The sequence below is a fragment of the Methylorubrum sp. GM97 genome (assembly GCF_024347855.1).
In the GTDB taxonomy this organism is placed as follows: Bacteria; Pseudomonadota; Alphaproteobacteria; order Rhizobiales; family Beijerinckiaceae; genus Methylobacterium; species Methylobacterium extorquens.
This window is the reverse complement of record NZ_AP025942.1, coordinates 5,284,802-5,307,991: the sequence shown is the minus strand read 5'-3', so window position 1 is coordinate 5,307,991 and position 23,190 is coordinate 5,284,802. Positions and strand designations below refer to the sequence as shown.

Annotated in this window: 22 protein-coding genes; 10 read left to right on the top strand and 12 right to left on the bottom strand. The window is 68.5% G+C overall.

All coding sequences use genetic code 11. The annotated features are described in order from the left end of the window. Window positions 1–71: 71 nt before the first annotated feature. Window positions 72–1,172, bottom strand: coding sequence for a DUF2865 domain-containing protein (locus MSPGM_RS24585; RefSeq protein ID WP_015857629.1), 1,101 nt, complete (start codon window positions 1,170–1,172; stop codon window positions 72–74). 73 nt (window positions 1,173–1,245) lie between these two features. Here MSPGM_RS24585 and MSPGM_RS24580 point away from each other — a divergent pair, with 73 nt between their 5' ends. Next, on the top strand, window positions 1,246–1,800 hold the full coding sequence (locus MSPGM_RS24580; RefSeq protein ID WP_003605963.1) for a CreA family protein: 555 nt from the start codon (window positions 1,246–1,248) through the stop codon (window positions 1,798–1,800). Window positions 1,801–1,813: 13 nt separating this feature from the next. On the opposite strand, the gene MSPGM_RS24575 is transcribed toward MSPGM_RS24580, so the two are convergent. Continuing rightward, complete coding sequence (locus tag MSPGM_RS24575) at window positions 1,814–2,137, bottom strand: hypothetical protein (protein WP_003605962.1); 324 nt, start codon at window positions 2,135–2,137, stop codon at window positions 1,814–1,816. Window positions 2,138–2,465: 328 nt separating this feature from the next. Between MSPGM_RS24575 and cysS the strand changes: the two genes are divergently transcribed. After that, window positions 2,466–3,854 carry a cysteine--tRNA ligase gene (gene cysS / locus MSPGM_RS24570; RefSeq protein ID WP_003605960.1) on the top strand — a complete coding sequence of 463 codons (1,389 nt, stop codon included), beginning with the start codon at window positions 2,466–2,468 and terminating at the stop codon, window positions 3,852–3,854. Between the two features lie 56 nt (window positions 3,855–3,910). Here cysS and MSPGM_RS24565 read toward each other — a convergent pair whose 3' ends face one another. After that, window positions 3,911–4,702 (bottom strand): class I SAM-dependent methyltransferase, encoded by a 792-nt coding sequence (locus tag MSPGM_RS24565; protein ID WP_003605959.1) that lies wholly within the window; start codon window positions 4,700–4,702, stop codon window positions 3,911–3,913. Beyond that, window positions 4,702–5,304 (bottom strand): TIGR00730 family Rossman fold protein, encoded by a 603-nt coding sequence (locus MSPGM_RS24560; protein ID WP_003605957.1) that lies wholly within the window; start codon window positions 5,302–5,304, stop codon window positions 4,702–4,704. Before MSPGM_RS24560 ends, MSPGM_RS24565 begins: the two co-directional genes overlap by 1 nt. Window positions 5,305–5,520: 216 nt before the next feature. Here MSPGM_RS24560 and MSPGM_RS24555 point away from each other — a divergent pair, with 216 nt between their 5' ends. The 6 genes from MSPGM_RS24555 to MSPGM_RS24530 all read left to right on the top strand — a co-directional run bounded on the left by MSPGM_RS24555 (window position 5,521) and on the right by MSPGM_RS24530 (window position 13,118). Further along, window positions 5,521–7,056: a LysM peptidoglycan-binding domain-containing protein gene (locus MSPGM_RS24555; RefSeq protein WP_261926038.1), complete on the top strand. Its 1,536-nt coding sequence runs from the start codon at window positions 5,521–5,523 to the stop codon at window positions 7,054–7,056. Window positions 7,057–7,165: 109 nt separating this feature from the next. Next, complete coding sequence (locus MSPGM_RS24550) at window positions 7,166–9,100, top strand: ABCB family ABC transporter ATP-binding protein/permease (RefSeq protein ID WP_043708160.1); 1,935 nt, start codon at window positions 7,166–7,168, stop codon at window positions 9,098–9,100. A gap of 110 nt (window positions 9,101–9,210) precedes the next feature. Continuing rightward, window positions 9,211–10,281, top strand: coding sequence for a sensor domain-containing diguanylate cyclase (locus tag MSPGM_RS24545; protein WP_261926037.1), 1,071 nt, complete (start codon window positions 9,211–9,213; stop codon window positions 10,279–10,281). Between the two features lie 20 nt (window positions 10,282–10,301). Then, window positions 10,302–11,054: a phosphatidylserine decarboxylase gene (locus MSPGM_RS24540; RefSeq protein ID WP_261926421.1), complete on the top strand. Its 753-nt coding sequence runs from the start codon at window positions 10,302–10,304 to the stop codon at window positions 11,052–11,054. 74 nt (window positions 11,055–11,128) lie between these two features. Beyond that, a complete protein-coding gene (locus MSPGM_RS24535; RefSeq protein ID WP_003606209.1) occupies window positions 11,129–11,971 on the top strand; it encodes a CDP-alcohol phosphatidyltransferase family protein in 843 nt (280 codons plus the stop codon). A gap of 94 nt (window positions 11,972–12,065) precedes the next feature. After that, a complete protein-coding gene (locus MSPGM_RS24530) occupies window positions 12,066–13,118 on the top strand; it encodes an NAD(P)H-dependent flavin oxidoreductase (RefSeq protein ID WP_015857626.1) in 1,053 nt (350 codons plus the stop codon). 128 nt (window positions 13,119–13,246) lie between these two features. Here the strand turns inward: MSPGM_RS24530 and rpsD are convergent, their stop codons facing one another. After that, window positions 13,247–13,864: a 30S ribosomal protein S4 gene (rpsD, locus tag MSPGM_RS24525; RefSeq protein ID WP_003603696.1), complete on the bottom strand. Its 618-nt coding sequence runs from the start codon at window positions 13,862–13,864 to the stop codon at window positions 13,247–13,249. A gap of 287 nt (window positions 13,865–14,151) precedes the next feature. On the opposite strand from rpsD, the gene MSPGM_RS24520 reads away from it, so the two are divergent. Continuing rightward, on the top strand, window positions 14,152–15,348 hold the full coding sequence (locus MSPGM_RS24520) for a lytic murein transglycosylase (RefSeq protein WP_003603695.1): 1,197 nt from the start codon (window positions 14,152–14,154) through the stop codon (window positions 15,346–15,348). A 274-nt stretch (window positions 15,349–15,622) separates the two neighbouring features. On the opposite strand, the gene MSPGM_RS24515 is transcribed toward MSPGM_RS24520, so the two are convergent. From MSPGM_RS24515 to MSPGM_RS24495, 5 genes are all read right to left on the bottom strand, one after another. Beyond that, window positions 15,623–15,997: a nucleotidyltransferase domain-containing protein gene (locus MSPGM_RS24515; protein WP_003603694.1), complete on the bottom strand. Its 375-nt coding sequence runs from the start codon at window positions 15,995–15,997 to the stop codon at window positions 15,623–15,625. A 140-nt stretch (window positions 15,998–16,137) separates the two neighbouring features. Further along, window positions 16,138–16,542, bottom strand: coding sequence for a 50S ribosomal protein L19 (gene rplS / locus MSPGM_RS24510; protein ID WP_003603692.1), 405 nt, complete (start codon window positions 16,540–16,542; stop codon window positions 16,138–16,140). A gap of 197 nt (window positions 16,543–16,739) precedes the next feature. Next, the gene (locus tag MSPGM_RS24505) at window positions 16,740–18,128 is read right to left on the bottom strand and encodes a murein L,D-transpeptidase family protein (protein ID WP_003603690.1); all 1,389 of its coding nucleotides are present in this window, start codon (window positions 18,126–18,128) and stop codon (window positions 16,740–16,742) included. Between the two features lie 147 nt (window positions 18,129–18,275). Beyond that, window positions 18,276–18,989, bottom strand: a complete 714-nt coding sequence (locus MSPGM_RS24500) for a DUF1796 family putative cysteine peptidase (protein WP_003603689.1) — start codon at window positions 18,987–18,989, stop codon at window positions 18,276–18,278. Continuing rightward, on the bottom strand, window positions 18,986–19,939 hold the full coding sequence (locus MSPGM_RS24495; protein WP_182567907.1) for an acetyl-CoA carboxylase carboxyltransferase subunit alpha: 954 nt from the start codon (window positions 19,937–19,939) through the stop codon (window positions 18,986–18,988). Before MSPGM_RS24495 ends, MSPGM_RS24500 begins: the two co-directional genes overlap by 4 nt. 213 nt (window positions 19,940–20,152) lie before the next feature. Here MSPGM_RS24495 and MSPGM_RS24490 point away from each other — a divergent pair, with 213 nt between their 5' ends. After that, window positions 20,153–20,938 (top strand): 3-hydroxybutyrate dehydrogenase, encoded by a 786-nt coding sequence (locus MSPGM_RS24490; protein WP_003603686.1) that lies wholly within the window; start codon window positions 20,153–20,155, stop codon window positions 20,936–20,938. A 153-nt stretch (window positions 20,939–21,091) separates the two neighbouring features. Here the strand turns inward: MSPGM_RS24490 and MSPGM_RS24485 are convergent, their stop codons facing one another. Beyond that, complete coding sequence (locus tag MSPGM_RS24485; RefSeq protein WP_003603685.1) at window positions 21,092–21,448, bottom strand: CsbD family protein; 357 nt, start codon at window positions 21,446–21,448, stop codon at window positions 21,092–21,094. A gap of 136 nt (window positions 21,449–21,584) precedes the next feature. Continuing rightward, entirely contained in the window at window positions 21,585–22,994 is a 1,410-nt protein-coding gene (locus tag MSPGM_RS24480) for a malonyl-CoA decarboxylase (RefSeq protein WP_015857622.1), read from the bottom strand. Between the last annotated feature and the right edge of the window lie 196 nt (window positions 22,995–23,190).

Below are 23,190 nucleotides of genomic sequence, written 5' to 3'. Positions count from 1 at the left end.
GTCGAGACAGGTGCTTCGTTTGCGGCCCTTCAGGCGACGAAACCGGGCTTTTGCGCCCGATGGCGTGGGACTCAGGGGATGGGTGTCAGGGCCGGGGGCGGAAGCAGACTCGGCACGATGACGCGAATGGCGCTGCGGCTCTCGCCGGTCGAGCCTGTCTGTTCGGCCTGTTCGGCGGCGTCCTTCGCGGCCGGGGGCACGGCGCCGTCGCGGTTGGCGGCGTCGGCCGCGAGGCCCGCCGCGGTCCGGTCGGCTCGGCCGACCAGGGTCAGGCGCACCTTGGGCGCGCGGGAGAGCTTCTCGGCCGTCATCGGGGTGACGAAGATGTCGCCCTTGTGCCGCACCAGCATGCTCTCGGCCTTCACGAGCGACTGGGCCCAGGTCTGGCCCTCCTGCTTGCAGGAGCAGTCGGCGGTAAAGCTCTTGCGGAACTTGAAGGCGGTCGGCAGCGCCGTGTAGGCGCGGCTGCCCTTGAGCGTGGCGGCGTATTTCAGGGCGTCGTCCCCATGCGGCATCGAGTAGGCGACCGCTTCCGTGCCGGGGCAGAGCGCCTGGCACATCTCGTCGGCCCCGCCGCGCCCGTCCGGCAGGTTGCCCATCGGGAAATAGGACCCGTCGCAAGTCTTCACGCAGATGACCTTCGGGCCACCCCGGGCGGTCTGGCCGCCTGAAACGCCCTCCTGTCCCTCGCCGGGGATCAGGCCGGTGCAGGCGTTCGACACAGCGGAGACGAGTTGCCGACGGCGGGCGGCGACGACCTCGCCATCCCCACCGCCATAGGTGGCGTTGAGTGAACGGATCCGCGCTTCGACGGCGCCGCATTGCGGGGGCCGCGTATCGAAGAACAGGAACTTACCGCCCTCGCAATTGAGGCTGCGATAGTAGGACTCGAGACGCGCGACCTCGCTCTGGAGCGCCGACGCGGTCGAAGCGCTGGCGTTGAGGTTGGCGAGTTCCGTGCGGTAGCGCTGGCAGGCCCAGACATCCGGCGCAGCCGCAGCCGGCCACGCTCCAGCGAGGACAAGCGCGGCGAGCGCGGCGCCGATTACGCGGCGAAACTGCGGTCCGATCATCGGCATGGTGCGGATGCTGGGATTCTCGAGCAGGAGGTCGCGGGGAAGGACGCGTGAGGATGCCGGGCCGCACGAAGCGGCACAAGCGATCACCGACATGTGTTAAAGCCCCTCGCCCTTTCGGGACAGAGACACCACGTCTCTGCGGCTAAGCTTTGAGGGGATTGCGTCGATGATGTGGCTCACGGGCACCAATGGGAGCGGCCGCTCGGTCTCGGCCGGCCTCGTCGCGGGCGTCGCCGCCCTCGTCGTCTCTTGTCTCGCCGCGTCCGCCCCGGCCCGGGCCCAGGAGCCCGACCGGATCTTCGACAAGTCGACGGTCTGGCGCCCGCTCACACCCAACGACAAGCTCGTGGTCTACGGCATCGACGATCCTGCCGTGGCCGGCATCGCCTGCTGGTACACCCAGCCCGAGAAGGGCGGCATCAAGGGGACGTTCGGTCTTGCCGAGGATGTCTCGGACATCTCGCTTGCCTGCCGGCAAGTCGGCCCGGTCCAGTTCAAGGACAAGGTCAAACAGGGCGAGGTGGTGTTCAGCGAGCGCCGCTCGCTGATCTTCAAATCGATGCAGATTGTGCGTGGCTGCGACGTCAAGCGCAACACGCTGATCTACATGGTCTATTCGGACAAGGTGGTTCAGGGCTCGCCCAAGAACTCCACCTCCGCCGTGCCGCTTGCACCGTGGGGGACCGAGCCGCCGCCGAAATGCGCGGATTTCGTGAAGTAGCGCGTCCGCCGAATCAATCCTGGCAGGTAATGCGCAGCGGGCGCGGCGCGCTCTTCACCGGAGCGGCGTCGCCGATGGCGCCGGTATACTCGTCCTGCGCGGCGACGCCGTAATTGGCGGCGCTGGCAAAGCCCTGCGACTCGCACCACGCGTTGGCGACGACCTGTCCGCATTCGCTCGGGCCGCCGCTGAGGCACTCGCCGACGCCGTAGCCGTCTTCGGCCGGGATCAGGAACGTCTTCTCGACATGCTTGGGCGCAGGCGCGGGCTCACTGCCGGCGATGGCCGGGAGGGCGGCGGTGGCGAGGACGAAGAGGGCGGCGACCGTGCGGCGCATGGTGAAAACCTTGTGAACGGGTTCGTTCGAGTGCGGAGTGTTCGGACGGCGCGGTAAACAAATCCTTGCCGGTCCGCCTTCGGTCGGTTGCGGGAGGGCGCATCCGCCGCCCCGCTCGAATTCATCACCGTTTTGCGGTAGCCCAACCCTGGCGCGGCGACCGTCGCGGCAGCGCAACAGCGGCGGCCGGCGGCTCCGGCGACACTGTGGCAGCGGTGCCGTTCGGCGCCGTGGGACGGCCGGCGGAAGATGCTGGGCCGCAACGACAAACGACGAGGGCGGCGCAGGCCGCAGGGGAGGCCGGGCAAGCCCGGCAGGAACGCAGTCGATGACGCCGATGTTGCGCCTCTACAACACGCTGACCCGCGAGAAGGCGGCCTTCGTCCCGATCGATCCGACGAATGTGCGGATGTATGCCTGCGGGCCGACGGTCTACGACGCGGCGCATATCGGCAACGCGCGGCCGATCATCGTCTTCGACCTGCTGTTCCGGCTGCTGCGCCACCTCTACGGGGCGGCGCACGTCACCTATGCCCGCAACGTCACGGACGTGGACGACAAGATCAACGCCCGCGCGCTCGAACGCGGCATCACCATCCGCGAACTGACCGACGGCACGCTGGCACAGTTCCACCGGGACATCCGCGACCTCGGCGTGCTGATGGCCGGTGACGTGAACCGCGCGGGCGAGCCGGCTCGCTTCATCGAGCCGCGGGCGACCGACCACATCGCCGAGATGCACCGTCTGATCGAGGGGCTGGTCGTGGCCGGCCACGCCTACGTGGCGGAAGGGCACGTTCTGTTCGACGTCCCCTCCATGCCCGATTACGGCGCGCTCTCGAAGCGCCCGCTCGACGAGATGGAATCGGGCGCCCGGGTCGAGGTCGCGCCCTATAAGCGCTCGCCGCTCGATTTCGTGCTGTGGAAGCCCTCGAAGGCGGGCGAACCGTCCTGGCCCTCACCCTGCGGGATCGACCTGCCCGGCCGGCCCGGCTGGCACATCGAGTGCTCGGCGATGTCGTGGAAGCATCTCGGCGAAACCTTCGACATCCATGCCGGCGGCCTCGACCTGATCTTCCCGCACCACGAAAACGAGGTGGCCCAGTCGCGCTGCTGCTTCGGCACCGACGTGATGGCCCATGTCTGGCTCCACAACGGCTTCCTGCAGGTCGAGGGGGAGAAGATGTCGAAGTCGCTCGGCAACTTCATCACCATCCGCCAAGTGCTGGACGATTGGCCGGGCGAGGTCGTGCGCCTCAACATGCTCAAGACCCACTACCGGCAGCCGATCGACTGGACCCTGCGGGGCCTGGAGGAATCGAGCCGGATGCTGGACCGCTGGTACGAGGCGGCCGGCGAAGCGGCGCCCGACGCGGAGGTGCCCGAAGGCGTGGTCGAGGCGCTCTGCGACGACCTGAACACGCCCGCGGCCCTCGGAGAATTGCATCGCCTTGCCGGCACCAGCCCCTCCGCGCTTAAGGCCGGCGCGGGACTGATGGGTTTCCTGGCCGTCACGCAGGCGCAGCGCGAAGCGGAGCGGGTCGGCGCGGCTGGGATCGACGTAGCGCGGGTCGAGGCGCTGATCGCCGAGCGCAAGGCGGCCCGCGTCGCGAAGGACTGGGCGGCCTCCGACCGGGTGCGCGACGCGCTCACTGCCCTGGGCGTGAGCGTGAAGGACAACAAGGACGGCACCACCACCTGGACGGTGGCGGGCTGAAGGGCTGCCCGAACCTTAGGGAATGGCTGGCCGAGGCGCGCAGCGGCTGAAGCGTATCAGCCCTTCAGCCGCTGCAACCAGCCGCCACGATGGGCGTAGGAGCGCCCACCGAGGCGGCGCAAAGCCTCGGTTGTCGGCACGATCGGGTACTCGGCATAGACCTGCGCGATCTCGGCGGCCGTGTTGGGCAGCCGCGAGAACTCCTCGAGGATCGCGTCGTAGTTCGTCTTGAGCGTGCGCGAGGATGGATCGAGGCCGGTGACGATCACGAGACCCGTGGGCGCGGCGTCCACGAGCATCACGTCGAGATCCGGCCGGTAGCGCTTCAGGATCGGCACGATCTTCCAGACGTCACCGGTCCACCAATTCTCGAACGGGGTGCCGCGCCCGCGGATGCCGGCCTGCATCGGGTCGCGGTCGGCCATCGGCGCGGCCACCGGCAGGCAGTCGTGCATCACGATGATCGAATCCCGTCGGCAGATCGCTTCCGTGTTGAAGAAATCCCGCAGCAGGAATTCGAACAGGTGCATCCCGTCGAGGAAGGCGAGATCGATCCGCCCGCCGACATGGCGGCGCAGGTTCAGGTTCGCGAAGAACACGTCGCTCATCGTCTGGAACAGCGAGACCCTGACCTTGTTGGCCGCGACGTTGGTCTTGAGCTGGAACTCCGGATCGACGGCGACGCCGTGACGGCAGGCGATGCCCGAGAAGATGTCGCCGAAGGCAACGCCGATTTCGAGGTAGCGCTGGACGGCGGCATTGCGCGAGAGGCGGGCCAGCACCGTCCCGTAATACTCGCCCTGGTGCTCGCCGGCGATGGTCTGGCCGGGCTCGATCGTGGCGGCCATCAGAAGCGCTTCTCGATCAGTTCATCCGCCAGCGGCGCCGGCTCGACCCGGCCCAGAACCTCGCGCAGCGTTTCCACAACGAGGTCGGGATCCTCGCCGACGAGGTAGTTCAGGTCGAGCCCCTCGCGGATGAAGCCGTGGGCGCGCATGTGGTCGATCAGGGTGATCAGCGGGTCCCAGAAGCCGTTTACCGAGAGCAGCAGGATCGGCTTGCGATGCTGGCCGAGCTGGGCCCAGGTGAGCTGCTCGACCAGTTCCTCCAGCGTGCCGATGCCGCCAGGCAGGGCGACGAAGGCGTCGGCGCGGTCGAACATCAGCCGCTTGCGGGTGTGCATGTCGGAGACGACGATCGTCTCCTGCACCGCATCGAGCATGCGCTCGCGCGACTTCAGGAAGTCCGGGATGATGCCGGTGACGTAGCCGCCCGCCTCGAGCGTCGCACTCGCGACGGTGCCCATCAGGCCGACATTGCCGCCGCCATAGACGAGCTTGATCCTCTGACGGGCCAGCACCGTGCCGAGCCGTTGGGCGGCGTCGGCAAAGGCCGGATCACCGCCGAAGCCGGACCCGCAATAGACGCAGACGGAAGTGAGCGGCACCATCACAGGCCTCCCCGACCGCGACGGCGGGACACGGCCGGGCCTTTATCCGAGCGACAGATTGCTGAGTTTGCCGAGGAAACGACGGCGCAGCCGTGTTCGAGCTTTGGTGTTCTTCTCATGTTCGTTAATATGTCACCGGATTTAGACGGGTTTTCGACACGCGGCGGCAGATCGTGCGCGCCCGCGGCGGCCCGTGGCGTACGGGAGTAGGCGGCCATGACGGCTGAGGTACGGCGAAGCATCGTCCTCGCGATTGCGGGCCTGCTCGGCGGCTTCGCCATGGTGGTCGCGTTGTTCGGGACCGGAGAGCTTCTCAAGCGCAACGCGGCGGTCAATCCTTCTGCCGAAACACCGGCCACGCCGGACAAGCCTTCGGCCGGGACGCAGACCGGCGACCGCGCGGGTAAGGCGCCCTCGACGGACTCCCCTCATGCCGCCCTCGGAGCCCTCTCGCAAGAGGGGATCGGGCCGGGAGAACTGAGCGCGGCCGATGCGAAGCCGCGTGCGGATGACGGCACGCCGACCTTCGACATCGTGCGTGTCGAGCCCGACGGAGCGAGCGTGATCGCCGGGCGCGCGGCGCCGAACAGCCGCATCGAGCTGCTGCGCGACGGAAAACCCTTCGCCAGCGCTCAGGCCGACGCTTCCGGCCAGTTCGCCCTGACGCCGCCGGACCTGCCGCCGGGCTCGAGCGAAATCGCCCTGCGCGCCACCGGCGCTGACGGAAAGCCGCTGCCGGGACGTGAGAGCGTGACCGTCGTGGTCGCGGAGTCGCGCAACACCAAGCCGCTGATCGCCCTGACGGCCCCGGACGCGCCGACGCGGGTTCTGTCTCAACCCGGCGCGCCGGACGCCTCCGGCAAGCCGCCGGCCACGGTTGCCGCCGAAACGCCCGGCCGGGCTGGGCCCGAGCCGAAAGTCGCCGAGGGATCGCGGGGAGCCGGCAAGGTGGCACCGGGAGCGGGCGCCCTTCGCATCGTCAGCGTGGACGCGCAGGAGGGCGGGCGCCTGCACGTCACCGGCCAGACGACGGCGTGGAGCAGCCTGCGCCTCTACCTCAACGACACCATGGTCGCCTCGGGACAATCCGGAGCTGACGGGCGCGTGGCGTTCACGATCGGGCGTGGGGTGAAGCCGGGCGCCTACCGCATCCGCGTCGATTCCGTCGATTCGGGGGGCAGCAAGGTGAAGGCCCGCGCCGAGGTCGCCTTCGCCTATCCCGACAGCGTGCCGCCGACGCGCTACGCCGACAACAGCTCAGCCGAGACAACAGCACCCGCGGCGACTGGCAAGACTTCCGCGACGGCACCGGCTGCGGCGAAGCTCAAATCCGGCGACCTGGGGGTCGTACCGAGGCCCACGGCTCCCCCGGCCAGGGCCGGCGGCGCGGCAGGGACTGAACCGGAGCGTCCGGCTGCATCCGGCACCGGGTCGCTGGCCGCAGCGGCACCGGCGCCGGGCGCGGATGGCAGAGCCGCCGCGCTCTCGCCGCGCCGTCCGGATGGCGTCGAGGGGGGCGCCGTATTCGTGCCGGAGGTCGCCACCGCCCGGATCACGCGCGGCGACAGCCTGTGGCAGATCAGCCGGCGCACCTATGGCCGCGGCAACCGCTACACCGTGATCTACGACGCCAACCAAGAGCAGATCCGCGACCCGAACCGGATCTATCCCGGCCAGATGTTCGTGCTGCCGAACAACGAATCCAAGCCGAGCGTGCCGTCTACCAAAAGCGGCCCGGACCGCCGGACCTGACGGAACGGGCGGAGGCCCGAGGCGCGAAGAGGATGTGCGATCCGGTGCGAGCGCCTATATGCGCCTCGCGACGGCCGCCTGGCGCCGAAAGATCTCTTCGAACCTCATCATGGCAAATGCACCCGTGCCGGCGGGGGAGGGCGCGTCTGCGCCCCTCGAACGCCCTGGCCTCCTGACGACCTATCGCCGGCTCTGGCCCTATCTCTGGCCACACGGCCGCGTCGATCTTCAGCGCCGGGTCTTCCTCGCCTTCGGCCTCCTGTTCGTCGCCAAGGCCGCGACGATGGTGATGCCCTTCACCTTCAAATGGGCCACCGACGCGCTGGTCGCGGCCATCGGCTCCAAGGACGGCGCCGGCGAGGCCGCTGCCGCTGCGGTGCCGGCCGGGCTCCTCTCGGCGCCCTTCCTGCTGATCGCGCTCTACGGCCTGTCGCGGATCGCCATGGCCGGGCTGACGCAGGTTCGCGACGGACTGTTCGCCAAGGTCGCGATGCATGCCGTGCGCAAGCTCGCGCTCCAGACGTTCGAGCACATGCATCGCCTGTCCCTGCGCTTCCACCTCGAGCGCAAGACCGGCGGCCTCACCCGCGTGCTGGAACGCGGCCGCTCCGGCATCGAGGAATTGTCGCGCCTGATGGTGCTGACGCTGGTGCCGACCATCGTCGAGCTGGTCCTCGTGCTCGGCATCCTCGCCTACGAGTTCGACTGGCTCTACTCGGTGGTCGTGGCGGCGATGATCGCCAGCTATCTCGGCTTCACCTGGAAGGCGACCGACTGGCGCATCGGCATCCGCCGCCGGATGAACAACTCGGACACCGAGGCCAACTCCAAGGCGGTCGATTCGCTGCTGAACTTCGAGACGGTGAAGTATTTCGGTGCCGAACGGCGCGAGACCGCCCGCTACGACGCGTCGATGGAACGCTACGAGAAGGCCTCGACGCAGACCTACGTCTCGCTCGCCGTGCTCAATGCCGGCCAGGCCGTGATCTTCACCGTCGGCATGACGGCGGTGATGCTGCTGGCCGCCCGCGACATCATGGCGGGCAACACCACCATCGGCGGCTTCGTGCTCGTCAACACGATGCTGATTCAGCTCTCGATGCCCCTGAACTTCATGGGCATGATCTACCGCGAGATCAAACAGGCGCTGATCGACATCGACGACATGTTCCTGATCCTCCACCGCAACCCGGAGATCGCCGATCGCGCGGGCGCGCCCCCGCTCAAGGTCGAGGCCGGCACGGTGCGCTTCGAGGACGTGCGCTTCGCCTATATCCCGGAGCGGCCGATCCTGCGCGGCGTCTCGTTCGAGGTGCCGGCCGGGAAGACCGTGGCCATCGTCGGCCCCTCGGGTGCGGGCAAATCCACGCTGTCGCGCCTGCTCTTCCGCTTTTACGAGCCGGGGGCCGGCCGCATCACCATCGACGGCCAGGACATCACCGCCGTCCGCCAGGATTCGCTGCGTGCGGCGATCGGCATGGTCCCGCAGGACACGGTGCTGTTCAACGACACGATCGGCTACAACATCCGCTACGGCCGCTGGGACGCGACCGAGGCCGAGGTGCGGGAGGCCGCCCGCCTCGCGCAGATCGATCGCTTCATCGAAAGCCTGCCGGAGGGCTACGACACGCCGGTGGGCGAGCGGGGGCTCAAGCTCTCGGGCGGCGAGAAGCAGCGCGTGGCGATCGCCCGCACCATCCTGAAGGGGCCGCCGATCCTCGTCCTCGACGAGGCCACCTCGGCGCTCGACTCGTTCACCGAACGTGACATCCAGACGGCCCTCGACCGCGTCAGCCAGGGCCGTACCACGTTGGTCATCGCGCACCGCCTCTCGACGGTCATCAACGCCGACGAGATCCTCGTGCTCGACCAGGGCCGCGTGGTCGAGCGGGGCAATCACGCCGAATTGCTCGCCCGCGGAGGCGTCTACGCCGCGCTCTGGAACCGCCAGCGCGAGGCGGATGCCGCCCGCGAGGCACTCAAGCGGGCCGAGGACGAGCGCCTGCTGCTGGAAGAGGCACGGCGCTCGGAGCCGGTCGCCTGAGCGTCCTCACGAAACGCCCGCTGCGCAGCCGTGCCCAACGGTGAGACGATCGGTGATCGGGCGTTTTGTGAGGTCCTTCAAGCCGGCCGATTCGGATCGGCCTTCACCTTGTGGAAAGCAGCTTTTATGAAAGATGTAGAGGCATCCAACCGCAACGAGGCCTCCCGATTCGCGCAACCGACGATAGGCATCCGGATCTGCCGCGAGCGGGAGCGGGCGGGAGCGCCGAACTCGAGCGCCTGCGGATGCAGCTGCGCATCCAGGCGGCGATCATCGGCGCGCAGCGGGCGGCTCTGGTGCGGGCCGAGGCACCGTTCGAACCGGCGCTGCGGGTCGCCGGAATGGGATTGTGGATCTGCAGCCTGCCGGATGAGCGGCTGACCTGGAGCAACGGCGTCTACGATCTGTTCGGCCTGCCCCACGGTGTTCCGGTTGAGCGGCCCCAGGCACTCGCCCTCTATACCGCCGCATCGCGACGGCGGCTGACGGCTTTGCGCGACCGGGCGATCGCGGCGGCAGGCGGGTTCAGCCTCGACGCCGAACTCCTTCCGCCCGGTGGCGGCCATCGCTGGATCCGCATCACCGCCACGGTCGAGCTTCGAAACGGCCGGCCCATGCGGCTGTACGGGCTGAAGCAGGACGTTACGGAGGAGCGCCGCCGCCTCGAAGAGCTGCGTCTACAGGCGCAGACCGACGCCCTGACGGGTCTTGCCAACCGCGCTTGCTTCGACGCCCGCCTGCGGGACCCTGTGAGCGCGTTGCTCCTGATCGACCTCGACGACTTCAAGGCGATCAACGATACCCACGGGCATCCGGCCGGCGACCGCTGCCTTCTCGAAGCCGCCCGGCGAATCAGCCTGACCTGCCCCCGCGCCGAGCTCGTGGCGCGCATCGGCGGCGATGAGTTCGCCGTGATTCTCGACGCCGATGCGACAGAGGCGGCGGCCTGTGCCGAACGGCTCGTCGAGATCCTCGGTCGCCCGTTCGACCAAGGGGGACGGCGCTACCGGCTCGGCGCCTCGGTCGGCGCGGCGCTGTGCCGAGACGTGCAGGACCCGTTCGCGCTGGCGGACACCGCCCTCTACGCCGCCAAGGCGGCGGGACGGCGCACCTATCGCCTGTTCGACGCGGGCGGCCTTGCCGCGGCATCCCGGGTCGGGCGTCCGCCACGGGGCGGTTGACGGATGCCGAGGCCCCTGCCATCCGGCAGCGGAGCGCCCCGCGCGAAAAGCTTCAAGAGACCATGACCGACCTAATCGAGACGATCCGCCGGACGCTCGTGCCGATCCACAAGGAGGGCTACCCCTTCATCCTGATCGGCATCGTGCTCACCGTGGTGCTCGGCTACTTCTCGCAGTTCTTCGGCTGGATCTTCCTGATCCTGACGCTCTGGGTCTGCTACTTCTTCCGCGATCCCGAGCGGGTGGTGCCGGTCGGCGACGGCCTCATCGTCTCCCCCGCGGACGGGCGCGTGAACCTGATCTCGACCGTGCTGCCGCCGGCCGAACTCGACCTCTCGCACGAGCCGATGCTGCGGATCTCGGTGTTCATGAACGTATTCGACTGCCACGTGAACCGCGTGCCGGTCTCCGGCAAGATCGGGCAGATCCACTACACGCCGGGCCTGTTCCTCAACGCCGAGCTCGACAAGGCGAGCGAGGACAACGAGCGCAACGGCCTCGTCATGGAGACGACGCATCGCGGCCAGCCGGTCCGCATCGGCGTGGTCCAGATCGCCGGCCTCGTGGCCCGGCGCATCGTCGGCTTCGTCTCGGCCGGCGAGTCCCGCCAAGTCGGCGAGCGCTTCGGCCTCATCCGCTTCGGCTCCCGGGTCGATGTCTACCTGCCGCTCGGCACCCGCGTGCTCGTTGGCCTCGGCCAGAAGGCGGTGGCCGGCGAGACCGTGCTGGCCGACCTCGGTGGCGGCTCGGAGCGGGCCTTCCGCCGCATCTGATCTCTTTGCAGAAGAGCGACATGCCGAGAAGCGACGAGCCGAAAGACACGTCGAGAGACGAGTCGAGCGACGACATGGACGATCTGTTCCCGCCCTTCGCGCCGGACCCGAACGATCGGCCGCGCCGGTTCCGGCCGGTGCCGTTCCGGATGATCGCGCCGAACATGATCACCCTGCTCGCGCTCTGCCTCGGGCTGACCGCGATCCGGCTGGCCTTCGAGGGCCGATTCGAGCCGGCGGTGATCGCGGTGATCGTCGCCGCCGTTCTCGACGGGATCGACGGCCGCGTGGCGCGTCTTCTCAAGGGCACGTCGCGCTTCGGCGCCGAACTCGACTCGCTCTCCGACTTCGTCAATTTCGGCTGTGCCCCGGCGCTGATCCTCTACAGCTTCACCCTGCACAACCTGAAGTCCGTCGGCTGGATCGTCGCCCTGGTCTTCGCCATCGCCATGTGCCTGCGGCTCGCGCGCTTCAACGCGATGCTCGACGATCCCAACCGCCCGGAATGGAAGAAGGACTATTTCGTCGGGATGCCGGCGCCGGCCGGCGCCATCACCGGCATGCTGCCGCTCTATCTGCACTTCCTCGGCCTCGACTTCAGTGCCTGGGGCCGGCCGGTGATCCTCGTCTACGTCCTCGCCATCGCGCTCCTCGTCGTCTCCACCGTACCGACCTTCTCGGGCAAGACCTGGGGCAAGCGCGTGCCGCGCGACCTCGTGGTGCCGATCTTCCTCGTGGTCGTGGTCGGCTTCGGCCTCGTGATCAGCTTCCCGTTCGAGGCGATGGCGGCGGTGAGCCTAGCCTATCTCGCGGGCCTTCCCTTCGGCGCCGCGCAGTACCGCAAGCGCCTGAAGCAGGAGGCCGCGCGCACGACTGCCGCCGCGACGGCAGAGCATCCGGCGTCGCCGGGGGCCTAGCGCTCCGCCCCGGCGACGATCCCTCCGCTGACCGGGATCTGGCCCCGTCCGGCCTCGTCCCGTGACCCGTATTGGGGCGAGTGAGGAGACAGCCGTGACAGGTGAGACGGATTTCGTCCGGCGGATCGGGATCGTGCATCCGATCATCCAGGCTCCCATGGTCGGCCCGAGGGCGCCGCTAGCCGCTGCCGTTAGCGGGGCGGGCGGGCTCGGCTCCCTTGCCTGCGCCGCGCTCACGCCCGATCAGATCCGCGCCGAGACGGCCGCGATCCGGGCCGTGACGGAGGCGCCATTCAACCTGAACTTCTTCTGCCACGAGCTGCCCGCACCCGATCCGGCGCGCGAGGCTGCGTGGCGGGCCGCCCTCGCGCCCTACTACGCGGCGTTCGGGCTCGACCCGACGGCGCCGGTGGCGATGGCCAATCGCGCGCCCTTCGACGCCGCGATGGCCGAGGTGGTGGAAGAGCTGCGCCCGGCCGTCGTCAGCTTCCATTTCGGCCTGCCGGCGGAGCCGCTGCTGCGGCGGGTGCGGGACGTGGGCTGCCTGATCCTGTCCTCGGCCACCACCGTGCGCGAGGCGCGCTGGCTTGCGGAGCGCGGCGTCGATGCGGTGATCGCGCAAGGGGCGGAGGCCGGCGGTCACCGCGGTATGTTCCTCACCGACGCGACCGCCTCGCAGGTCGGCACCATCGCCCTCGTGCCGCAGATCGCCGACGCCGTGGATGTGCCGGTGATCGCGGCCGGCGGCATCGGCGATCCCCGCGGCGTCGCGGCCGCCTTCGCGCTGGGCGCCAGCGCCGTACAGGTCGGCACCGCCTATCTGCGCTGCCCGGAGGCCGGCATTTCCGCGCCCTACCGTGCGGCGCTGGCGGCGGCCCGCGACGAGGACACGGCGCTCACCAACGTGCTGACCGGGCGCCCGGCCCGCGGCCTACTCACCCGTGCCGTGCGCGAGCTCGGACCCGTCAGCCCGCTCGCTCCGGCCTTTCCCGGCGCGGCGGTGGCGCTCCAGCCCCTGCGCACGGCCGCGGAGGCGGCGGGCTCGGGCGATTTCTCGCCGCTCTGGTCCGGGCAGGCGGTCGGCCTCTCGCGGGAGCGGCCGGCGGCGGAACTGACTCGCCTGCTGGCGAGCGGCGTGCCGAGCTAAAGCGCATTCCGACGAAGTGGCCACCGGTTCGTTGAAAGAATGCGCGTCACAAGAAAGACTTGGAGCCGCAACGAAAAAGGGCCGCCCCGAGGGGCGGCCCTTTCACATTTCGAGACGATCTCGAATAATTAGCGCGAGTAGAACTCGATGACGAGGTTCGGTTCCATCTGCACCGGGTAGGGCACCTCGGTGAGGCCCGGGATCCGGGTGACGCGGGCGGTCATCTTGTGATGATCGACCTCGATGTAGTCCGGCACGTCGCGCTCGGCGAGCTGGGAAGCCACGACCACGATCTCGAGCTGGCGGGAGGCTTCCTTCACCTCGATCACGTCGCCGGCCTTGACCTGGTAGCTCGGGATGTTGACCCGGCGGCCGTTGACCTTGATGTGCCCGTGGTTGACGAACTGGCGCGCCGCGAACGGGGTCGCCACGAACTTCGAACGGTACACCACGGCGTCGAGGCGGCGCTCGAGCAGACCGATCAGGTTCTCACCGGAGTCACCGCGCAGGCGGATCGCCTCGGCGTAGTAACGGCGGAACTGCTTCTCGGTGATGTTGCCGTAGTAGCCCTTGAGCTTCTGCTTGGCGCGCAGCTGCGTGCCGAAGTCGCTCATCTTGCCCTTGCGGCGCTGGCCGTGCTGGCCGGGGCCGTATTCGCGGCGGTTCACGGGGCTCTTCGGGCGGCCCCAGATGTTCTGGCCCATGCGGCGATCGAGCTTGTGCTTCGCCTGGACGCGTTTTGACATCGCTGTTCCTCTGGAACAAAATTTTGAGGAACGCGCCCTCCTCTCCCTCTTCGCCGAAGCGGTGAGGGCGACAGGGCGGCTGTTACCGCCCACGGGTGCGCATGAAATGCGACGGGGCCCCAAACCGGAGCCCCGTACACCAGCGGGTGCCTAGACGAGAACGCCGACACGGTCAATGCCGCGCCCCATGGCACGACTCCGCCGCACCCCGGTCCTCACCTTTCGTTAACCCTCGTATCGCCTGAATCGCGCGAGAGAATCCCCGAACTCTGACGGAGCGCCGACCCATGCCGACGCCAGCCACCCGCGCCAGCCTGATCGGGCTTGCCCTTGCCAGCGGCCTTCTCGCCGGCCCTGCGCGAGCCGACTTCCAATCCTGCCTTGCCGGCATCCAGGCGCAGGCCGCCGGGGCCGGCGTCTCGGCCCAGACCTTCCGCGCCGCGACGGCCAACATCGCCTACGACGACAAGGTGATCGAACTGTCCCAGGCGCAGCCGGAATTCAAGACGCCGATCTGGGATTACATGTCGGCGCTGGTCGACGAGGAGCGGGTCGAGGACGGGCGCGCGGCCATGCGTCAGCATGCCCAGGCCTTGGCGAACGCGGAGGCGCGCTACGGCGTCGATCGTCACACCATCGCCGCGGTGTGGGGCGTCGAGTCCAATTTCGGCAAGAACCTCGGCAAGATGCCGCTGGTGCAGTCCCTCGCCACGCTCGCCTGCTCGAGCAACCGCCGTCGCGACTTCTTCCGGTCCGAACTGATCGCGACGCTGAAGATCATCGAGCGCGGCGACATCGAAGCCTCGCGGCTGACCGGCTCCTGGGCCGGCGCCTTCGGTCAGACGCAGTTCATGCCGACCACCTACCAACGTCTCGCCGTGGACGGCGACGGCGACGGGCGGCGCGACGTGGTCGATTCGGTGGCCGACGCGGTCGCCTCCACGGCCAACTTCCTGCGCGTCGCCAAATGGTCGAACGGCCAGCCCTGGGGCTACGAGGTGCGGCTGCCGCGCGGCTTCAACGTTGCCGCCGCGGGCCGCAAGAACAAGCACGCCGTCGGCCATTGGGCCTCGCTCGGCGTCACCCGGGTCGATGGCAAGGCGCTGACGGGAGATGGGCCTGCCGGCATCATCGCGCCCGCCGGCATCAACGGCCCGGCCTTCCTCGTGACGAAGAACTTCGACGCGATCTATTCCTACAACGCCGCCGAGTCCTACGGGCTGGCCATCGCCGTCCTCTCGGACCGCCTGCGGGGCCGCCCCGGCGTCCAGGCCGACTGGCCGACCGACGATCCGCCGCTCTCGCGTGCCGAGCGCCGCGACCTCCAGACCCGCCTGACCGCCCGCGGCTACGATGTCGGCGAGCCGGACGGCAAGGTCGGCTCCAAGACCCGCGAGGCGATCAAGGAGATCGAGCGCCAACTCGGCATGCCGGCGACCGGGCGGCCGGGCGGCAAGGTGCTGGAGGCGCTGCGGCGGGGGTAACGGCGACCCGCACGCTGGAACGTCGGCTTCGGCTACGCGTACGAGCCAGCGTCAATCCGGGAAAAGCCGTTCTCGCATCGTCGCAACGAACCCCTCGGCCTAAGCGAGAGGTCAGTCGGCTTCCTCGGCCGAGGGTGCTCCGGCCATATCATCGGCGCGGATGCGAACATCCTGAAGGCGGCTGCAACCGCCTTCGGTATCGCCGGCGAAAGGAGCCGAGCCGCCGCCAGCGCTCGCTCGGCCTTGCCGATGAAGGCGAGGGTGATCGCGCCGGTCACAGGCGAACACCGTCGCGCCGGATGCTCGCGATTAGAATGGGGTTGGGAAAGCGCTCGGGATGGCGCCATTCGCTCTCCCACAGCGGCACGGCCTGAACGGTCAGACCGGTTTCCCTCAGAATATCGAAGGCGACCTCGGCCATCTCGCCCGAGATACGGCTACGCTCGGCGTGATCGCCGTCCAGTACAACGGCGAGATCGGCGTCGCTGTCAGCCTGATGCGTTCCGCGGGCTCGGCTTCCGAACAAAAAGACCTCGCGGGTGGGGTAATGCCCACCGATCCGCCTGAGAAAAGCGCACGCGCCGCGCTCCGTCGCGTCGTCCGCAAACGGCGATCGACAGGCGTCCGTGCTCGGCTCCGGATCGCACATCGACCTGGGACGGACTCAGCACCGGCTGCCCGTGCCGGTCCTCTCTGTGCATGGAAGTGCGAAACAAAAAACCCGCCCCGATCATCTCGGGACGGGCGCATCGGCAGGAGCGGCCCCGTAGGGCCACTCTTGGATAAGGATTACTCCGCGGCAGTCGCGGCAGCGGCCTTCTGGGCCTTGGCCTTATCGGAGCGGTCCGAGCGCTCGACGATACGGGCCGACTTACCGCGGCGGTCGCGCAGATAGTAGAGCTTGGCGCGACGGACCTTACCGCGGCGGACCACCTTGATCGAATCGATCATCGGGGAGTGCACGGGGAAGACGCGCTCCACGCCCTCGCCGTAGGAGATCTTGCGGACGGTGAAGCTCTCGTTGAGGCCGCCGCCGTTCCGGGCGATGCAGACGCCCTCATAGGCCTGGACGCGGGTACGCTCGCCTTCCTTGACGCGAACGTTGACGATGACCGTGTCGCCCGGCTCGAAATCCGGAATGGTCTTGGCGAGGCGGGCAACTTCTTCCCGCTCAAGCTGCTCGATGATGTTCATTGAAAAAGCTCCGGCCGTTAGCGCCCGTCCGGTAAAGTCCGGGCGTCAGGATTTCGGCATCCTGTTGTGAGTTGGGCGGGGCTGTACAGGATGCCCGCCGGTTTGTCGATGGGGTTAGCGCCCCGCTCCGGCAATCACCCGAGCGGGCGCCTCACGATACGATCATGACTCCGGATGCCGACGATCCGTCGGGGCGATCAGTTCCGCAGGGAACCGGTGGTCGTGACCGCGGCCTGCGGCTTCGCCTTGGGGGCCTCGGACTTGTGGGTCTCGGGCTTGTGGGCCTCGGCGACCTTCTCGTCCTTGCCGGGCTTCTTGCCCAGGACCTTGCTGAAGGCGCTTACATCGCCGTCCGCGTCGGCCACGGTGACACGGGCCGGCTTGGCTGAGCCGGGCTTGGCGTGACCCGCCTTGCTGTCAGCCGCCTTGGCCGGCTCCTGCACGGCGACCACCGTCGTCGGCTTCACCTGCTCTTTACGGGCGGCGGCGGCCTTGGTCGGGCCGGGCGCATCGGCGGGGGCGGCGGCGATCAGGACGGGCTTGCCCTTGGCATCGACCTCGAACTCGTTCGGCCCGAGCGCGAGGCTCTCCGGCCGGCTGACGTCACCGAGGTGATAGCGGCCGTATTCCTTGGCCGTATAGGCGAGCTCCTTCTCCTTTTCCTTCTCGTTCTCGATCAGGGCCGCGAAGGTCGGCCCCTCCGGCTTCTGCGGGCGGAAGACCGGGTTCTGGCCGCCGTCGTCATAGACGACGCGGGTCGCAGGCGTGCCCTTGGCGATCAGCTCGGCAACCTCGTGGCTGTCGCGGTCGCGCTTCTCGGCGACCAGCGGATCGACCCGCGGCGTGCAGTTGCCCGCCGCCACGTCGGCACCGCCGAACACGTACTTGGTGCCGCAGGCCGCGACCCGCGGCTCCTCCTTGAGGGTCTCGAAATAGTCCGAGCCTTCCTTGAGGTTCTTCCAGAACGGCGCGTTGGGGTCGTTGCGGAACTTGGCGATGTTCGAGGCCGTCATCCGGAACGGGTAGGACTGGAACTGGAACGCGCGCTGGCCGCCGTTGAAGGCCTCGCGGGCGATGGCGTAGATCTCCGACATCGAGGCGTCGGTCATCGCGAAGCAGCCCGACGACGAGCAGGTGCCGTGCACCATGATGTAGTTGCCGGTGCCGCCCTTGGCCCGGTCTATGGCGTTGGGATAGCCGACATCGAAGGAGAGGTAGTAGCTGGAATTCGGGTTCATCTGACCCGGCGTGATCGCGTAGAACCCTTCCGGCGCCTGCCGGTCGCCCTGCTTCAGCTTGGGGCCGAGCTGGCCCGACCAGCGGCAGATCGGGAAGGTCTTCAGCAGCGCGTACTGGCCGTTGGCGCCGCGCTTCCACACCTCCATCTCCGCTTCCTTCTTGAAGGCGCGGATCAGAATCGGGTCGGATTGGCTCATGCCCTTGGTCTGCATGAGCGCGAGCGTCTGCGGGGGAATCGGCGTCAGGCTGCGGGTCGAAGCGCCGCCAAGCATGGCGCTGTCCTGGCAGGCACCGAGGGTCATCGCCAGAGCGACGGCAGCAGCCGCCACAAACGGACGCACAGCCATGGGGAACCCGTCCTTACGTGTCCTCGCCCGCAGGGCAATTCCTGCCCTTTTGCGGACGTCACTCCCCGAACCCTATAGGCTCGCTAAGCTTACCCAGAGCTTACCGCAAGACGGCGATCCACATTGTGGACAGCCGTTGCAAATCCATCACGGTTCCGCAGGAAATGGGCTGCGCTCGCGCAGTACAGCCTTCACGAAGGCGTCATCGGCGGAATCGGCGAAGCGAACACCGACCGATGGCGAACGAATCTCGATCCGGAGCCAGTCGAGATGCGGCTCCTGCGCGAGCACGCTCACTGTCCGGCTCTCCCCCTGGTGCAGCTGAAGCATCAGGAGGTGATTGTCCGCACCCCGCGCCGTCAGCGCATCGCGGATCGCCCGAACCGTCGCCGCCTCGGTGGGGAGGGCGGTCATCAGGTAGAAGCGGTTGCGGGCACCGGGCCGGTCCAGTGCCGCACGCAGCCGCCGCACGCCGGCTTGCAGGAAGCGGTAATCCTCGTCGCTGGCCGCCGGGTCGTGGTGGTTGAACACGAACGGAATCGCGTGCCGATCCCGGTAGAGGAGATGGCGGCAACGCGTCTCGTTCGGCGCCTGCCGCTCATGCAGGGGCGTGCTCTCGTAGTGGCGCCGGTCGAGCAGATCGGAAAAGTCGTCGGCGAGGCAATCGCGGACCATTCCCGGCGACGAGAAGATCCAGTCGAAGGGCGCCGACCATGTGCGCAGATCGAGCCCCTTCAGGATCTGCGCGGTATGGCAGTGGCTGCCGAGCGAAATGTGGTTGACGGCGCCGGGCTCGCGGAGGTCGCGCCGGCCGAGGCGGCGCAGGCCGTTCAGCAGGCCCGCGCCGAGCCCCCGTTTCACAGCTTGCGGCCGATCTCGAGAAACTTCTGCGCGCGCCGGTCGCGGACCTCGTCCGGGCTCAAGCCTTCGAACTCGGCCAGCGCGCGGGCGATGGCGTCACCGGTGGCGTTGAGCGCCGCCTGACGGTCGCGGTGGGCGCCGCCGGTGGCTTCGGGGACGATGGAATCGATGATGCCGAGGCGCAGCAAATCCTGCGCGGTGATCTTCATGGCGGTGGCGGCGTCGTGCGCCCGGCCCTGGTCGCGCCAGAGGATCGAGGCGGCGCCCTCCGGGGAGATCACGCTGTAGATGGCGTGTTCCAGCATCATCACCGTGTTGGCGGTGGCGATGGCGATGGCCCCGCCCGAGCCGCCTTCGCCGATAACGACGGCGACGTTCGGCACGCCGAGCGCCAGACAGGCTTCCGTGGAACGGGCGATCGCCTCGGCCTGGCCGCGCTCCTCGGCCTCGATGCCGGGGAAGGCGCCGGCGGTGTCGACGAAGGCGAGGACCGGTAGGCCGAAGCGGTCGGCGGTCTCCATCAGGCGCACGGCCTTTCGGTAGCCCTCCGGCCGGGCCATCCCGAAATTGTGCCGCAGCCGCGCCTCGGTGGTCGCGCCCTTCTCCTGGCCGAGGACGCAGACCGGGCGGCCGCGAAAGCGCCCGAAGCCGCCGATGATCGCCTCGTCCTCGCCGAAGGTGCGGTCGCCGGCCAGCGGCGTGAACTCCTCGATCAGCCCGGCGCAGTAATCGACGAAATGCGGCCGCTGCGGATGTCGCGCGACCTGCGTCTTCTGCCAGGGGGTGAGGGCAGCGTAGATTTCGGCGAGCGCCTGGGCCGCCTTGCCCTCCAGGCGCCCGACCTCCTCGCTGATCGAGACCGCGCCGTCGCGCTGGCCCAGGGCCTTGAGTTCCTCGAGCTTCGCCTCGAGTTCCGCCACGGGCTTCTCGAAGTCGAGATAGGAGCGCATCACCGCCATCGATCGTCGGTCCAACTTCTTGCTCGGCAGCCGTGCACCCGCCCGGCGCCCTGCGACCGGCGCGAGGTGTTCGGGGAAGCGGGCATGGGTGTCAACCGCCGCTTAGCGTCAGCGCGTGCGGCGCAGCAAGATCGACTTCGCCGAACCATTGGGGCAAGTCGTGGGGTGAGAGGGTCCGCGCGGCCCGCGAACCGGAGGGAAATCATGAGCCTGCAAGGGAAAGCCGCCGTGGTCACCGGCTCGACGAGCGGCATCGGACTCGCCATCGCCAAGAGCTTCGCCAAGGACGGCGCGAACGTGGTCCTCAACGGATTCGGCAACCCCGAAGACATCGAGCGGACCCGCAGCGGCATCGAGAGCGAGTTCGGGGTCAAGGCGGTCTATTCGCCCGCCGACCTCACCAAGCCGGACGAGATCGGCGGGCTGATCGCGCTCTCGGTCGAGACGTTCGGCAGCATCGACATCCTCGTGAACAATGCGGGCATCCAGTATGTCTCGCCGATCGAGGACTTTCCGGTCGAGAAGTGGGACCAGATCATCGCCCTCAATCTCTGCTCGGCCTTCCACACCCTGCGTGCGGCCGTGCCGCACATGAAGGCGAATGGCTGGGGCCGGGTCATCAACACGGCTTCGGCCCACTCGATGGTCGCCTCGCCCTACAAGTCGGCCTACGTCGCGGCCAAGCACGGCGTCGTCGGCCTCACCAAGACGGCGGCGCTCGAACTCGCCACCCACGGCATCACTGTGAATTGCATCTCACCGGGCTATGTCTGGACGCCGCTGGTGGAGAGCCAGATCCCGGACACGATGAAGGCGCGCGGCCTCACCAAGGAGCAGGTGATCGAGGAGGTGCTGCTCAAGGCGCAGCCGACCAAGGAATTCGTGACGATCGATCAGGTAGCGGCGCTCGCCCTGTTCCTGTGCACGGACAGCGCCAGCCAGATCACCGGTGCCAACATCGCCATGGATGGCGGCTGGACGGCGCAGTAGCACCGACGAACAGTGGAGCGCGGCACTAGGGCATGCTCCCGAAAGGTGGTTGCCGGCTTTCGGAAAAAGCTGATGCAAAAGTGAATGCCTCGATCATCGTCCTGGATCAGACATCTAGGACGATGATCGAGAGCCGCGCTCTGGTTACTTCGCTCAGCGACGCGAATGCAGCAGCAGGGCGAGGCCGTAGCCGACAGCGCCAGCGATCATGAGAGCGAGGAACGGGTTCTCCCCGACCTGCGTCTCGACCCGCTCGCGCCCGTCGCGCAGATACGTGCCGCCGTTGCGGCTGACGCGGTCATAGGCATCTTCCGCATAGCCGCCGACATCGTCGGCGATATCGCGCACAGTGTCCTTGGCCTGCCCGTAGATGCGCTGCGCGCGGCCCTCGGCTTCCCGGTAGCGGCCTTCCAGCGAATCCCGGTCCGAGCCGAGCGCATCGCCCACCACGCCCTGCGCCCGGCCGCCGAGATCCTTAGCGGTGCCGACGATGCGATCCGAATCCACCATGGCGGAACTCCTGTTTTTGTTAGGCCCGCCACCTTGAGAGTTTCGGGCGGGCGTCGGACAGGAGAACGTGCGAGGAGGGATTCGGTCCCGCGCGGCCGCGAAAAAGCGGCGTCCGCCGCCCCGCTGAAGACGCGGATCAGCCCGCCTCGGCCAGCACCACCGCCCGCGGCGGCGGCAGGTTGGAGCGCAGTTCGCGGCTGACCGCCGAGGAGGTCGCGACGGTACCGAGATTGACGTAGGTCTCGTGGTTCTTCTCGATCGCCGAGAGATCGTAGAGGTAGTTCACCATCAGCCCGTAGGATTGCTTCAGGCCCTTCTTCGAGGTGTCGCCGAGGAAGTTCATCCGCTCCAGCCGGGCGCCGTTGCCGAGATGGAAGCGGGCCACCGGATCGAGCGGGCGGCCCTTCTCATTCTTGGCGCGCAGGAAATAGGCCGCCGCCGCGGGCAGCATGGCGCGTCGCACCGCCTCGCACTTCGTCTTGTCGCTGCGCCAATCCTCGGTATCGAGCAGGCGCAGCGCCTCCACATCCTCCCGCGTCAGGCCCTGCGGCGCGTCGGCGCCACGCTCCCGGTCGAGCCAGGTGCGGAAGCCGGGCACCGGCGAGAGGGTGACGAAGGTCTTCAGCGAGGGAATCTCGCGGGCGAGATCCTCGACCACCTGCTTGATGAGGAAGTTGCCGAAGGTGACGCCGGCCAAGCCCTTCTGGCAGTTCGAGATCGAGTAGAAGATCGCGGTCGTGGCGCTGCGCGCGGGCACCGGTTCGCGCCCGTCGGCCAGGATCGGTTGGATCGCCGGAGCGATGGCGTTGGTGAGCGCCACCTCGACGAAGATCAGCGGCTCGTCGAGCAGGGCTGGGTGGAAGAAGGCGAAGCAGCGCCGATCCGTCGGCTGGATGCGGCGGCGCAATTCGTCCCAATCGGCGATCTCGTGGACCGCCTCGTAGCGGATGATCTTCTCGAGGATGTCAGCCGGCGTCGACCAGTCGATCGGGCGCAAAACGAGGAAGCCCCGATTGAACCAAGAGGCGAACAGGTGCTCGAAATCGCTGTCGAGGCTCACCGCCGCGTCGATCGTCTCCGGGGCGGCCTCCCGGTCCTTCAGGCGCTTGCGGAGCGTGAACAGATCCTCGCGCATCCGCACCAGCGCCAGGGTGCCGCCGCGGGCGAGGTTGAGTCGCCGAATCAGTTCCTGTGAGCGCGGCTCGGCGGCTACGTGCAACAGGCCGAGCCGGGCCCGCGTCGGATCGGCACGGTAAGCGGCGATCGCGGCATCGACCGCATCGTGGTCGGCACCGAATTCGGTGGCGATGAGTTCGAGGAAGGCGAGCCGGTCCTCAAGGGGAAAGGCAGCGTAGCGATCGAGGATCAAGCGCGCGAGTGCGACGCCCGAGGCTTCGCCGCGCCGGGAAATCAGGTCTTCGCAGAACCGGGCGAGGTCGGCCGCGCTCGCCGTCCGCGCCAGATCGGAGCGGGCCAAGCCGATAAGGTCCCGGCCCCGGTCGCTGATGGTCTGGATGAGATCGCCGAGGAACGAGATCGCCGCCATGACCGAACAAGCCCTTGGATCCGCCGAGCCGACGCAGACAAGGCTCGGCCGTTACCGGAACCTAAAGCCTACGCCGCCTCGGCGCCAGATATGGGAGGTATGCGGGAGCCCTGCCGGGCGCCTCCGGCAACACCATTCCGCTGCGCGAATCACCCTGTCGCGGCAGGCGATGGTCGGCCGAGGCCGAGCCGTCGGC

Excerpts from the sequence above, each read along its gene's own strand:
- MSPGM_RS24585 (WP_015857629.1), bottom strand. The coding sequence starts at position 1,172 with ATGTCGGTGATCGCTTGTGCCGCTTCGTGCGGCCCGGCATCCTCACGC.
- cysS (WP_003605960.1), top strand. The coding sequence starts at position 2,466 with ATGACGCCGATGTTGCGCCTCTACAACACGCTGACCCGCGAGAAGGCG.
- MSPGM_RS24505 (WP_003603690.1), bottom strand. The coding sequence starts at position 18,128 with ATGGCTGTGCGTCCGTTTGTGGCGGCTGCTGCCGTCGCTCTGGCGATG.
- MSPGM_RS24485 (WP_003603685.1), bottom strand. The coding sequence starts at position 21,448 with ATGGTGGATTCGGATCGCATCGTCGGCACCGCTAAGGATCTCGGCGGC.
- MSPGM_RS24580 (WP_003605963.1), top strand. The coding sequence starts at position 1,246 with ATGATGTGGCTCACGGGCACCAATGGGAGCGGCCGCTCGGTCTCGGCC.
- MSPGM_RS24490 (WP_003603686.1), top strand. The coding sequence starts at position 20,153 with ATGAGCCTGCAAGGGAAAGCCGCCGTGGTCACCGGCTCGACGAGCGGC.
- MSPGM_RS24550 (WP_043708160.1), top strand. The coding sequence starts at position 7,166 with ATGGCAAATGCACCCGTGCCGGCGGGGGAGGGCGCGTCTGCGCCCCTC.
- MSPGM_RS24555 (WP_261926038.1), top strand. The coding sequence starts at position 5,521 with ATGACGGCTGAGGTACGGCGAAGCATCGTCCTCGCGATTGCGGGCCTG.
- MSPGM_RS24480 (WP_015857622.1), bottom strand. The coding sequence starts at position 22,994 with ATGGCGGCGATCTCGTTCCTCGGCGATCTCATCCAGACCATCAGCGAC.
- MSPGM_RS24535 (WP_003606209.1), top strand. The coding sequence starts at position 11,129 with ATGGACGATCTGTTCCCGCCCTTCGCGCCGGACCCGAACGATCGGCCG.
- MSPGM_RS24515 (WP_003603694.1), bottom strand. The coding sequence starts at position 15,997 with ATGTGCGATCCGGAGCCGAGCACGGACGCCTGTCGATCGCCGTTTGCG.
- rplS (WP_003603692.1), bottom strand. The coding sequence starts at position 16,542 with ATGAACATCATCGAGCAGCTTGAGCGGGAAGAAGTTGCCCGCCTCGCC.
- MSPGM_RS24575 (WP_003605962.1), bottom strand. The coding sequence starts at position 2,137 with ATGCGCCGCACGGTCGCCGCCCTCTTCGTCCTCGCCACCGCCGCCCTC.
- MSPGM_RS24565 (WP_003605959.1), bottom strand. The coding sequence starts at position 4,702 with ATGGCCGCCACGATCGAGCCCGGCCAGACCATCGCCGGCGAGCACCAG.
- MSPGM_RS24560 (WP_003605957.1), bottom strand. The coding sequence starts at position 5,304 with ATGGTGCCGCTCACTTCCGTCTGCGTCTATTGCGGGTCCGGCTTCGGC.
- MSPGM_RS24495 (WP_182567907.1), bottom strand. The coding sequence starts at position 19,939 with ATGCGCTCCTATCTCGACTTCGAGAAGCCCGTGGCGGAACTCGAGGCG.
- MSPGM_RS24520 (WP_003603695.1), top strand. The coding sequence starts at position 14,152 with ATGCCGACGCCAGCCACCCGCGCCAGCCTGATCGGGCTTGCCCTTGCC.
- rpsD (WP_003603696.1), bottom strand. The coding sequence starts at position 13,864 with ATGTCAAAACGCGTCCAGGCGAAGCACAAGCTCGATCGCCGCATGGGC.